Here is a 12,063-nt window from a genome sequence, read left to right on the forward strand (position 1 = left end):
TTGCTATACCTGCGAGATGGAACGTTGCGCCCCGCCCGTCGAGAAGTCCGCCGTCCTTCATGTCCGCCAGCTGACCGCGTCCGAACTGGACGCTGTACGCGCCGCCAAGAGGTTCTTCAAGGAAAGTGCGTGGGACGAATGGCGCACCACGCAGCCGCTCGGATTCGAGGGACCCAACGAGCGGTTCGAGGTCTGCGCCGACTTTCCGACCGACCTGGTGTCGGTTCCGGGAATGGTCGCCTGGTTCGTCCCTCGAGCGGGGCGATACGCGCGCGCCGCGGTCCTGCACGACTATTTGTGGCGCTTTCCCGACCGCACGGGTTGCGATCGCCGCGCCGCCGACCACCGCTTCCGGCTGCAGATGCAACGTGACGGCGTGAGCCTGTTGCGCCGCTGGATCATCTGGGCGACGGTGCGGCTGTCGGCGATGGTGCAGGGCAAGGGAGGGGCCGGGTGGTGGAAGGACCTGCCGGGCGCGCTGGCTTTGGTGCTGCTCGTCGCCGCGCCGATCGTCGTCGCGCCGGCGTTGGTGATCGTCGTGGCGACGGTGGTGTTCTGGGTTTTCGAGTCGATCGTCGCGGTGGTGGTGCCCGACGAGACACCACCACCGCTGCCGTTGAAGACGTGACGATCAGGCCTGTTTGACGGCCTCGATCTCGAGGGTGACGGTGACCTTGTCGCCGACGACCGTGCCGCCGGTCTCGAGCGGCATGTCGATGTCGATGCCGAAGTCCTTGCGGTTCAACACGACCGAGGCCTCGAAGCCGGCGACCTCACCGTGGCCCATGCCGGGGTTGACGCCGTGGAACTCGACCTGCAGTGTGGTCGGCTTGGTGACGCCCTTGAGCGTGAAGTCGCCGTCGACGAGGTAGGTGTCGCCGTCGGACCGGACCCCGGTCGAGGTGAAGGTGGCGGTCGGATGCGCTGCGGTGTCGAAGAAGTCGGCCGACTTGAGGTGGCCGTCGCGCTGCTCGTTGCGGGTGTTGACGGAGTCGACCGCGATCTGGGCGGTGACGGACGGGGTGCCGTCCTCGGCGACGGTGATCGCGCCGTCGAAGGTGTCGAACGTTCCTCGCACCTTGCTCACCATGAGGTGGCGTACGGAGAACCCGACGGTCGAGTGAACGGGGTCGATGGTCCAGGTACCTGCGGTCAGGCCGGTGTCGACTGCTGTGGTCATGGTTGCTTGCTCCTTCGTGGTCGTCTGCTTGGGCTCCGGCCGACGACCGTCACCCATTTCGCTAAACGGACCATGGTCCGATTTTGTTCCACAAGGGTGCGGCGAGCGTGCATGAAGTGCTGGAAAACCGCGGCGTGTCGTGTGCAAACACGCACGCTCGCGCTTTGAAGGGGCCTAGGCGGCGAGGGGGGTGTACGTCGTGGAGCGCTGGCGCGCCGGGCGACCGATGCCCTCGGCGATCGAGACGAGTTCCTCGACCGTCTTGTAGGACCCGAACTCGGAACCGGCCATCCGCGAGATGGTCTCCTCCATCAGGGTGCCGCCGAGGTCGTTGGCGCCGCCGTTGAGCATCACCTGCGTGCGTTCGACCCCGAGCTTGACCCAGCTGGTCTGGATGTTGGCGATCCGGCCGTGCAGCATGATCCGCGCCAGCGCGTGTACGGCGCGGTTGTCGCGGTGCGTGGGCCCCGGACGGGCACCGCCGGCCAGGTACAGCGGCGAACTCTGATGCACGAACGGCAGCGGTACGAACTCGGTGAAACCGCCTGTGCGGTCCTGGATCTCGCGCAACACCCGCAGATGGCCGACCCAGTGCCGCGGCTGGTCGACGTGGCCGTACATCATCGTCGAACTCGACCGCAGCCCGACCTCGTGGGCGGTCGTCACGACCTCGATCCACATCGACGTCGGCAGCTTGCCCTTGGTCAGGACCCACCGGACCTCATCGTCGAGGATCTCGGCGGCCGTGCCCGGAATGCTGCCCAGACCGGCCTCGCGCAGCGACGTCAACCACTCGCGGATCGACAGCCCGCTGCGGGTGACGCCGTTGGCGATCTCCATCGGGGAGAACGCATGTACGTGCATCGACGGCACCCGCTTCTTCACCGCCCGCACCAGGTCGGCGTAGCCGGTGACCGGAAGCTCGGGGTCGATACCGCCCTGCATGCACACCTCGGTCGCGCCGGCGACGTGCGCCTCCCACGCCCGGTCGGCGACCTCGTCGACCGACAGCGAGTACGCGTCGGCGTCGCCCTTGCGCTGTGCGAACGCGCAGAACCGGCAACCGGTGTAGCAGATGTTGGTGAAGTTGATGTTGCGGTTGACGACGAACGTCACGTCGTCGCCGACGGTGTCGCGCCGCAGCGAATCGGCAAGCGCGGCAACGGCATCCAAGGCGGTACCGTCGGCGCACGCCAAGGCCAGGTACTCATCGTCGGACAGCCCGGCCGGGTCGCGCTCGGCGGCGCGCAGTGCCGCGAGCACGTCGGTGTCGATGCGTTCGGGCGCCCGGGCGGCGAGCTCGGAGATCTTCTCGCGGATCGACTCCCAGTCGCCGAACGCGCTGTCGAGGTCGCTGCGCGTCTCGGTGAGCCGGCCCGCCTCATCGATCGCGGAGTGAAGATCGGTGCGGCCCAACGACTCCGACGCCTCGTCGGGCTCCTGCCACGGCCGGCCGGCCGGATTGACGTCGAGCGCGAACCCGGTGTCGGGGTCGGCCAGCGCGTCGACGTGCCCGCGCACCCGCGGGTCGATCCACGCCGCGCCCGCCTGCACGTACTGCGGCTGCGCGGTGAGCCGCTGCACCAGGTCGTAACCGGCGTCGGCGGTCACAGCGGCCAACTCGTCGAGCGCGGGCCACGGCCGCTCGGGGTTGACGTGGTCGGGGGTCAGCGGCGACACGCCGCCCCAGTCGTCGACCCCCGCGCCGACCAGGGCCAGGCACTCGTTGCGCGACACCAGGTTCGGCGGTGCCTGGATCCGCATCTTGGGCCCCATCACCAGGCGGGTGACCGCGATCGTCGCCAGGAAATCCTCGAAGTCGGCGTCGGGTGAGGAGGCCATCGCGGTGTGGTCTTTCGCGCGGAAGTTCTGCACGATCACTTCCTGAACGTGCCCGAACTCCTTGTGTGACCGGCGGATCGCGTGGATGGTCTCGGCGCGCTCGTGCAGCGTCTCGCCGATGCCCACCAGCAGGCCCGTGGTGAACGGGATCGACAGCCGACCCGCGTCGGCCAACGTGCGCAACCGGACCTCGGGGTCCTTGTCCGGACTGCCGTGATGCGCCAGGCCTTTCGTCTCGAACAGCCGGCGCGACGTCGTCTCCAGCATCATGCCCATCGACGGAGCGACGGGCTTGAGCCGGGACAGCTCCGACCAGCTCATGACGCCGGGATTCAGGTGCGGCAGCAGCCCGGTCTCCTCGAGCACACGAATCGCCATCGCGCGCACATAGTCCAGCGTCGAGTCATAGCCGCGCTCGTCGAGCCACTGACGGGCCTCGTCCCACCGCGCCTCGGGGCGGTCGCCGAGCGTGAACAACGCTTCCTTACAACCCAATTCCGCACCGCGGCGCGCGACGTCGAGGATCTCGTCGGGCTCCATGTACATGCCCATGCCCTGGGCGCGCAGCCGGCCGGGAACCGTGACGAACGTGCAGTAGCGGCAGGTGTCGCGGCAGAGGTGGGTGACGGGGATGAACACCTTGCGCGAGTAGCTGACCGGCAGGCGTCCCGACGGCCCGCGCCGCCCTGCCGCTTCGAGCCCGGCATCGCGCACCCGCGCGGCGCTGGCACAGAGGTCGGCGAGGTCTTCGCCGCGGGCGGTCATCGCGATCGCGGCCTCGTCCACGTTGAGCGCCACTCCGTCGCGTGCGCGGCGCAGCACCCGCCGCAGAGCCGCAGGACTGGGCTGGTCGGGTCTCGGTGGTATCACCGGGCTGGGCAGATCGGCGCCGTACTGGGGGTTCAGAGCCACTCCCGTATAACCCCGCACTCGTTGAGGATCATCCGCGCGTCTCACTTCCTGAAACATCGGCGCCTGACATACGGGCAACAGTAGTCGGCACGGTGGTATCGGCGGGACGCTGCCGTCGCCTCGGCAAACGGCAGCAAACTCGCGTCGCCGTTTGGTCACGCATGAGCAAATGTCGGCGTAGCTTGCTGTAGGTCGGGGTCTGGAGGACTGAATGATGCGCTCTGCCCACTCCATGTTGACGATGGCCGTGGTCACCTTGGCGGTGAGCGCTGTCGTGATCGCCCCCGTACGCCCCGCTCCGCCGCCCGAACCGACTGCCACCGTCCGACTGGTGGCAGCCGCGCAAACGACGCCACTGGCGGTGCGAACCGGGCCCTCAGTCCCCGCTCTCGAGCTGCCCGAGTTGCTGATCTGGTGGTTGGAACGAATAGTTGTGCCGCCGAGCGCCGGCGCTTCCTTCCCGACACCCGCCTTCCCGAACGTCGTCGGCGGCAATTCGATCGACAGCGCGATCAAGAACGTCTACAACGCGATCGAACCGTGGGTGGAATGGGGCTTCGACGTGGCCGCATACGCGGTCGGTTGGATCCCCTACGTCGGCTGGCTCGCCCCGCAGATCGAGATCTTCTACAACTTCGGCGAACGCATCGTACGAAGCATCACGTTCAACATCGCCGACTGGCTCGGCGGCAACATCAGCTTCTGGGACGGGCTGGTCCGCGTCGCCGTCGACACCATCAATTCGTTCATCTTCCTCGCCAACGACCAGCTCGCCTTCTGGCTCCCGCCACTCCCGCCGATACCGCCCATCGGCCCGTTCGCGGCCGAGGCCGCCGAAGCCGGGATACAGCTTTCCGCGCTGGACGAATCGACCCTGCACGCGAAAACAGAGGGGCACCTGGACGACGGCGCCACGGACGTCGACGAGACGCTCACCCAGCGGCAGGGCATCGCCCAACAGGGCGTCAGCGAATTCGAGGGCGAGGTCGTCGGCGAACTCTCCGACATCGACGGGGCGCAGACCGAACGGGTGCCGGGGAACGAGAAGCTCAAGGCCGAGCCGAACGCCGACGGACCCACCGAGGTTGCCGAAGTGGAACTCGACCTCGATGGTGAGAAGGAGTTGACGACCGCAACCACGACGGACACCACGGTCACCGTGACAACGGGCGCAGCAACCGTTCAGGCGCAAGGCGAGGTCCGCGCGTCGGCGATCGCCACACCGACCGGCCCGTCGAATGAACAGAAGACCGACGGGTCGCTTGCCCCGGATCCGAAAACTGAGTTCGAGGAGCTGTCGCCTCAGGCGCCATCCACACAGGCGCCGTCCTCGAATGACGCAGGTGGCGATCCGAACCCGCAAGCCGATTCGAACCAAGACCCGGCCGACGCGACCGGGTCCACGGCCGGCACGACGTAGGTCAGATCTTCCTGACGGCCGCCCGCAGGACCGCGGCGGGCGGCAGCGTGCCGAGCACGATGAGCAGCAAGGCCGCGTACTCCATGATGCCGACGCCGCCGAAGATGATGTCGTCGCCCGGCCCGCCCAACGTCATCAACAGCACCGTGAGCAGCCAGGTCCACAGCGGAAGGGCCGCGATTCGCGGCGACGACGTCCAGTGCAGCGCGGCCCATACGAGAGCGGCGTTGACCAGGCCGGCGATCAGCGCGCTGATCGGAAAGGGGGTCGACCCGAGGCGGAGCGGAAGGAAAAAGGCCGCGGCGATGGCGCACAGCACCCCGTCGATGGCCAGCAGGGTAAGGACCGCCACGCGTCGAGGCTCGGCGGCCGAAGGCAGCGAGCTCAGGTCGGGATGCTGTCCAGCATTCCGGTCAGCGAGCCGAGCACCCACTGAAAACTGTCGAAGCGGTCCTGCCAGTGCTGCAGGTTGGGATCGAGATCCGGATCCATGTGCAGTCCCTTCATCGCGCCGCCGACTGACGGGGAGCTTACTCCTTGCCGCGGCGCTATCGAAGGTCCAGCCCGGCGAGTAGGTCCGTCTCCCAGCCTCGACCGTCGCGCTCGCCGGCCGTACCCGCGACGAGGATGTAGTGCTCGACCGCGCTCAGCGGCAGCGCGATGTTGTTGGACAGCGCGAACGCGCGGTCGTTCGGCGCGACGGTGACCTGCGTGGCGTGCGCCCGCATCGCCGCCACCTTCGCGCGATGCTGTCCGGGATCGTCGATCACCGCGTCGATCTCGTCGTCCGGATAGCCGAACGACAGCTCGTCGCCGCTCACCCGCGTCCACTCGGCGGGCGCGTCGAGGTCGGCGAGCGCCTCGCCGATCGCGGCCTTCGACGTCACCGTCCAGTACACCTTCGGCACGACCCAAGGCTCGCCAGGGAACTGCGACCCCGCGGCGGCCGTCACGGCCGACATCGTCACCTCGTGGGTGTGGATGTGGTCGGGATGTCCGTAGCCGCCCTGCGGGTCGTAGGTGACGACGACGTGCGGACGCAGTTCGCGAATGACCGCGACCAGTGCGCCGACCGACTCGTCCGGATCGGCGTCGACGAACCGCTGGTGGTGGCGGCGCGGTGTGCCCGCCATTCCGGAGTCGCGCCAGCGCCCAGCCCCTCCGAGATACTCCGGCTCGGCGATGCCCAGCGCGTTCAGCGCCGCGGTCAGCTCGCCGATGCGATACCCGCCGAGCTGGTCGGCCTCGTCGACGGCCAGGCGCGCCCACCGCTCGCCGATCACCTCGCCCTCTTCCCCGAGCGTGCACGTGACGACGCGTACCTGCGCACCGCGCGCGACGTAGTGGGCGATCGTGGCTCCGGTCGTGAGGGTCTCGTCGTCGGGATGGGCGTGCACGAACAGCAGACGACCGCCGCTGGGTTCCGTCGTGTTGGGGTCCATTCGCACCAGCTTGCCCTGCCCGCTGGCATACATTCACGAGGTGTCCCGGCGCACCGTCGAATTCGGTTGCGCGATCGTCATCATCGGCCTGCTCGCAGGCGTCGCGGGCGCGGCGACGACGCTGCTGCTGCACGGCGTCGAACACCTCACGTACCACTACTCGTTCGGCAGCCTGCTGACCGGCGTCGGCGGGAGCAGTCCGATCCGACGCGCCGTCGGCCCGATGATCGGCGGCGCGCTGGCGGGCTGCGGGTGGTGGCTGCTGCGCAGACGCACCGAGATCCCGTCGCTGTCGGCGGCGATCGCCTCACCCCACCCCTTGCCCCGCACTCCGTTGTGCGTCGACGCCGCACTGCAGGTGCTTCTGGTCGGCTCGGGCGCGTCGCTGGGCCGTGAGGGCGCGCCTCGCCAGATCGCCGCCGCCCTCGGCGATCTGGGCACGACGCAGCTCACGCTGACGTCCCGCGACCGGGAGATCCTGCTCGCCTGCGCGGCGGGCGCCGGCCTGGGCGCGGTCTACAGCGTGCCGTTGGGCGGCGCCCTGTTCACCGCAAGCATCCTGCTCAAGACGTGGCATCCGCGCGCCGTCGGCGCGGCGCTGATCACGTCGAGCCTCGCCGTCGCCGTCGCGGCCCCGGTCACGCATCTCGAACATCCGCTGACGTGGCCGGATTTCGAGCTGTCGCCGCTGTTCGCGTTGCTGGCCGTGACGATTTCACCGCTCGCTGCCGTCATCGGCCTCGGGTTCGACCGGGTCATGTCCGCTGCGCGCCCGCGGGTGCAGATCCGGTCGTGGGTGCTGGTTCTGACGGTCGCCGCGGCCGGATTGGCCACCGGTGTGTGCTCGATCTGGTGGCCCGAGTTGCCCGGCAACGGCAGAAGCATCTTGACGGTCAGCGTGAACAGCGGCCTCACCCTCGGCGGGGCGGCCATGCTCTTGCTGCTGAAACCGCTTCTCACCGCGGTGTTTCTGCGCGCCGGCGCCGTCGGCGGTCTGATCACGCCGGCGCTGGCGACGGGTGCGGCCGCAGGATCGCTCGTCGCGCTCGCCCTGAATGAGTGGGCCGATACCAACCTGCACGGCTCGGCGTTGTCGCTGACGTGTGCAGCCGGCGTGCTGGCGATCACCCAGCGGTCACCGGCGTTCGCGGCGCTCTTCGTCTGGGAACTCGCGCATCCGCCCTACTGGCTTCTGGCGGTGTTCGCGATCGCGGCGTTCGCGGCGCACGGACTCACTGCTTGGTCTTCACCCAGTCACCGGCATCGCCGACGATGCCGACCGGCACGGCGCCGGACAGGCTGACGTTCTGCACGCTCGGGCCGGAGGCCACGATCGTGGTGTCCTGCAGGATCGGCAGCACGGTCGCCATGTTCCACAGCCGCGGTTCGACGGCCGTGATGACGTCGGCGATGTCCTCTCTGCCGTCGAGCGCCGCATCGATCTTCGGCTGGATGCTGCGATCGCAGATCCCGGTGATGTTGCTCGGCGCCTGTACGAGCTCCCCCGATTCGGGGTCGGGCCGTGGACTCGGCGTCGTCGCGGTCGGCGTGGACCGCGTCGTGGTCGGTGTCGGTGTACCGCTGGTCGTCGTGCGGGGACCGGGTTGGGCCGTCGCCACCGGCGTCGCCTCCAACGCCCGGCATCCGAACCGCGAAGCCAACGCCGTGGCCAGATCCCCGCCTGCGTGGTTCCAGCCGACCACCGCGTCGACCCGGTTGTTGGGCAGCGCATCGGCGTAGAGGGCCACCGGGTCGAGAGCCGTAACCGATGCCGCGATGCCGACGTTGCGCAGTTGGTCGGCCGCGGTGTTCGCGACGGCCACCGATGTGGGGTCGTTGGCCGCCACGCCGATCACCAACGTCAGCGGTTCACCGTCCTTGGTGATGCGGCCGCGGTCGCCGTCCGGCGGCGGGTTGCCGGGGGTGGGTGGCGCAGTGGTCGAGACCGGTTCGAGCTCGTAACCGGCGTCGGCCAGCAGCCCGAGGGCGTCCTGCTTGGCCATCGCGGGCGGTGCCGTGGGGACGTACCCGGGGTCCGACGGTGAGCGCACCTGAGCCTGGGCCAGCGTCACCGTGTTGTCGTCGCCGGCGCCCACCGCGGCGAGCAGGTCCACGTCGAGCAGGCCCAGGATCGCCTTGCGGACCTGCGATTCCCGCAGCGCCGGCTGCTGGGCCCGCAGGCTCAACCGCATCACGCGCGGCGTGACGATCCGCGCCGTGCGCACATCGGGGATCGCGGACAGCTGGGCGAACGCGGCCGCCCCGCCGTGCACCTGGGCGACCTGGGTGTCGCCGTTGCGGATCGAGTCGGCCAGCGCCGCGGAGTCGCCGCCACGCCGGAACAGCACCTGGTCCGGCTTCGCGGGCGCGCCCCAGTACCGGTCGTTGCGGGCCAGCAGGATCTCGTCGCGCTGGGGGTCGATGTTCTCGACGCGGAACTGTCCGCCCGTCACCGGCAGTGCCCGCGCCAACCCGGCGGCGAATCCGCCCGGCACGTCCTTGACGATGTGGGCCGGCAGGATGTTGTTGAACAGCTCGCGCCACGCCGGATACGGCTGCGAGAACGTCACGACCGCGGTCTTGCCGCCCTCGACCGACTGGACGCCGGTGATCAGGTCGTAGCCCGCCGGATCGACGACCCCGGGCTGGCTGACCATCTGCTGCCACAGATACCAGTAGTCATCGGCGGCGATGGGCGCGTTGTCGGTCCACGACGCCTCGGGGCGGATCTTGTAGGTGACGGTGAACGGGTCCTGGCTCGTCACCTCCGCCGACTCCAACAAGCTCTTGTCGAGCTCCCACCGCGACCCGGTCGGCGTCTTGGGATCGGCGATGGGCCGGAACGAACTGGGCAGCACCAGCGAACTGATCGCCGCGTTGACCGGCGACTGGTCGGACAGCAGGTGCGGATTGAAGCCGGGACCGATCCAGTCGATCGCCATGATGATCTGCGTCGCCCTCATCGGAGGAGGCGGCGGCGACTGCAGCGTGTCGGTGCTCTGCGGCGCGGGCGGCGGGCTGACGGTGCAGGCGGCCACGAGAGTCACCATCGCGGACAAGATCGCGATGACGCGTCGGGGGCCGGACACGACCAACAGGGTATCGGGCAGCTTGCGTGTGTCCGGCCGATCGGCGACCCCCAAGATCAGCCGCGGGCTTTCGCGCGCGCCTTGGCCCTGGCGCGGAGGCTCGCGTTGAGTTCCACCTTGCGCACCCGGACGACCTCGGGGGTCACCTCGACGCACTCGTCTTCGGCGCAGAACTCCATGGCCTGTTCCAGGGTCAGTTCAAGCGGCCGGGCCAGCGTCTCGATGACGTCGGCGGTGGAGCTGCGCATGTTGGTCAGCTTCTTTTCCCGGGTGACGTTGACGTCGAGATCCTCCGCGCGCGGGTTGATGCCGACGACCTGACCCTCGTAGGTGTCCTGGCCGGGCTCGACGAAGAACTGGCCGCGATCGGCGAGCTGGATCATCGCGAACGGCGTGATCTGGCCGCTGCGGTCCGACACCAACGAGCCGCTGTGGCGGGCGCGGATCTCCCCCGCCCACGGCCGATAGCCGTCAAACACCGCGTTGGCGATGCCCGTGCCGCGGGTGATCGTCAGGAAGTCGGTGCGGAAGCCGATCAGCCCGCGGCTCGGCACGATGAAGTCCATCCGCACCCAGCCCGCCGCGTGGTTGGTCATGTCCTCCATGCGGCCCTTGCGCGCGGCCATCAGCTGCGTGATGGCGCCGACGAACTCCTCGGGGCAGTCGATGGTCATCGCCTCGAACGGCTCGTGCAGCTTGCCGTCGATCGTGCGGGTGACCACCTGCGGCTTGCCGACGGTCAGCTCGAAGCCCTCGCGGCGCATCTGCTCGACCAGCACCGCCAGCGCCAGCTCCCCGCGGCCCTGGACCTCCCACGCGTCGGGGCGGCCGATGTCGACGACCTTGATCGACACGTTGCCGACCAGCTCCTGGTCCAGCCGGTTGCGCACCATCCGGGCGGTCAGCTTGTGGCCGGACACCTTGCCCGCCAGCGGCGAGGTGTTGGTGCCGATGGTGACCGAGATGGCGGGCTCGTCGACGGTGATGCGCGGCAGCGCGTGCGCGTGGTCGGGGTCGGCGAGGGTGTCGCCGATCATGATCTCGGGCATGCCGGCGACGGCGACGATGTCACCGGCGACGGCCTCGTCGGTCGGGTTGCGCTCGACACCGACGGTCGCGAGCAGTTCGGTGATCTTGGCGTTCGTGACAACGGGCACGCCGTCCACCTCGCGCATCCACGCGACCTGCTGGCCCTTGCGCAGCTTGCCGTTGTAGATGCGGATCAGTGCCAGACGCCCCAGGAACGCCGAGGCGTCGAGGTTGGTGACCAGCGCCTGCAGGGGCGCTTCGGGGTCGCCGCTGGGCGGCGGGATGTGCTCCATGAGGACGTCGAACAGCGGGTCGAGGTTCGTGCCGTCCGGGTTCTCACCGTTGGCGGGTTCGGTGGTGCTGGCAATGCCGGCCCGGCCCGACGCGTACAGCGTCGGCAGTCCGAGCGCCTCCTCGGCGGCCTTCTGGGCCTCCTCGTCGAGGTCGGATGCCACGTCGAGCAGCAGGTCGTGGCTGTCGGAGACGACCTCGCTGATCCGGGCGTCCGGGCGGTCGGTCTTGTTGACCACGAGGATGACCGGCAGGTGGGCGGCCAGCGCCTTGCGCAGGACGAAGCGGGTCTGCGGGAGAGGGCCCTCCGACGCGTCGACCAGCAACAGCACGCCGTCGACCATCGACAGCCCGCGCTCGACCTCGCCGCCGAAGTCGGCGTGTCCGGGGGTGTCGATGACGTTGATGATGGTCACGGTGCCGTCGCCGTGATGGCGGTGCACTGCGGTGTTCTTCGCCAGGATCGTGATGCCTTTTTCGCGCTCGAGGTCACCGGAATCCATGATGCGCTCGGTGGCGTCGTCACCCCGGTGTGTCAAAGCGCCGGACTGGCGCAGCATCGCGTCGACCAGGGTGGTCTTCCCGTGGTCGACGTGTGCCACGATGGCGACGTTTCTAAAATTCACTTCGAGATTGTCGCAGTGCGGTCGGCCAATCACGAAAACGAGAGATGCCCGTCACTTGAAGCCCAGCAAGCTCGCCGACCTCAAGCCGAAGAAGAAGTGCTGCCGTAGCCAACCCCGCTGCAAGCGCTGCCCGGTCGTGGTTCATCAGGTGCGCAAGGCCGAACGCAACGGCATCCGCGGCAAGGATCTGGTGAAGGTTCACAAGCGCGCCCGCCGGCGGAAGTAGGCCCAC

Annotated in this window: 10 protein-coding genes; 4 read left to right on the forward strand and 6 right to left on the reverse strand. The window is 69.0% G+C overall.

What is annotated here, in order from left to right; all coding sequences use genetic code 11:
- The first annotated feature begins 16 nt into the window (after positions 1-16).
- Entirely contained in the window at positions 17-628 is a 612-nt protein-coding gene (locus A5752_RS02565) for a DUF1353 domain-containing protein (protein ID WP_082963708.1), read from the forward strand.
- Between the two features lie 3 nt (positions 629-631).
- Here the strand turns inward: A5752_RS02565 and A5752_RS02570 are convergent, their stop codons facing one another.
- Together A5752_RS02570 and A5752_RS02575 are read right to left on the reverse strand one after the other, a co-directional pair.
- Entirely contained in the window at positions 632-1,180 is a 549-nt protein-coding gene (locus A5752_RS02570; protein WP_067081768.1) for a YceI family protein, read from the reverse strand.
- Positions 1,181-1,354: 174 nt separating this feature from the next.
- Entirely contained in the window at positions 1,355-3,934 is a 2,580-nt protein-coding gene (locus A5752_RS02575; protein WP_067081634.1) for a bifunctional FO biosynthesis protein CofGH, read from the reverse strand.
- Between the two features lie 214 nt (positions 3,935-4,148).
- Between A5752_RS02575 and A5752_RS02580 the strand changes: the two genes are divergently transcribed.
- The gene (locus A5752_RS02580) at positions 4,149-5,354 is read left to right on the forward strand and encodes a hypothetical protein (protein ID WP_156613565.1); all 1,206 of its coding nucleotides are present in this window, start codon (positions 4,149-4,151) and stop codon (positions 5,352-5,354) included.
- Between the two features lies 1 nt (position 5,355).
- On the opposite strand, the gene A5752_RS02585 is transcribed toward A5752_RS02580, so the two are convergent.
- Entirely contained in the window at positions 5,356-5,742 is a 387-nt protein-coding gene (locus A5752_RS02585) for a DUF6113 family protein (protein ID WP_197500528.1), read from the reverse strand.
- 160 nt (positions 5,743-5,902) lie between these two features.
- Entirely contained in the window at positions 5,903-6,796 is an 894-nt protein-coding gene (gene mshB, locus A5752_RS02590; protein ID WP_067081643.1) for an N-acetyl-1-D-myo-inositol-2-amino-2-deoxy-alpha-D-glucopyranoside deacetylase, read from the reverse strand.
- A gap of 40 nt (positions 6,797-6,836) precedes the next feature.
- Between mshB and A5752_RS02595 the strand changes: the two genes are divergently transcribed.
- A complete protein-coding gene (locus A5752_RS02595) occupies positions 6,837-8,099 on the forward strand; it encodes a chloride channel protein (RefSeq protein ID WP_082963710.1) in 1,263 nt (420 codons plus the stop codon).
- On the opposite strand, the gene A5752_RS02600 is transcribed toward A5752_RS02595, so the two are convergent.
- Both A5752_RS02600 and typA read right to left on the reverse strand, forming a co-directional pair.
- Positions 8,029-9,846 (reverse strand): ABC transporter family substrate-binding protein, encoded by a 1,818-nt coding sequence (locus tag A5752_RS02600; protein WP_067081771.1) that lies wholly within the window; start codon positions 9,844-9,846, stop codon positions 8,029-8,031. The two genes, A5752_RS02595 and A5752_RS02600, sit on opposite strands and share 71 nt — an antisense overlap.
- A 95-nt stretch (positions 9,847-9,941) precedes the next feature.
- Positions 9,942-11,831 carry a translational GTPase TypA gene (typA, locus tag A5752_RS02605; RefSeq protein ID WP_156613567.1) on the reverse strand — a complete coding sequence of 630 codons (1,890 nt, stop codon included), beginning with the start codon at positions 11,829-11,831 and terminating at the stop codon, positions 9,942-9,944.
- Positions 11,832-11,886: 55 nt separating this feature from the next.
- Here typA and A5752_RS27360 point away from each other — a divergent pair, with 55 nt between their 5' ends.
- Positions 11,887-12,057, forward strand: a complete 171-nt coding sequence (locus tag A5752_RS27360; RefSeq protein ID WP_090275788.1) for a hypothetical protein — start codon at positions 11,887-11,889, stop codon at positions 12,055-12,057.
- Positions 12,058-12,063 lie beyond the last annotated feature (6 nt).

Source organism: Mycobacterium sp. 852002-51961_SCH5331710, from assembly GCF_001665535.1.
Lineage (GTDB): Bacteria > Actinomycetota > Actinomycetes > Mycobacteriales > Mycobacteriaceae > Mycobacterium.

Coding starts and splice junctions, on each gene's coding strand:
- A5752_RS02565 (WP_082963708.1), top strand. CDS start 17: ATGGAACGTTGCGCCCCGCCCGTCGAGAAGTCCGCCGTCCTTCATGTC.
- A5752_RS02570 (WP_067081768.1), bottom strand. CDS start 1,180: ATGACCACAGCAGTCGACACCGGCCTGACCGCAGGTACCTGGACCATC.
- A5752_RS02580 (WP_156613565.1), top strand. CDS start 4,149: ATGCGCTCTGCCCACTCCATGTTGACGATGGCCGTGGTCACCTTGGCG.
- mshB (WP_067081643.1), bottom strand. CDS start 6,796: ATGGACCCCAACACGACGGAACCCAGCGGCGGTCGTCTGCTGTTCGTG.
- A5752_RS02600 (WP_067081771.1), bottom strand. CDS start 9,846: ATGGTGACTCTCGTGGCCGCCTGCACCGTCAGCCCGCCGCCCGCGCCG.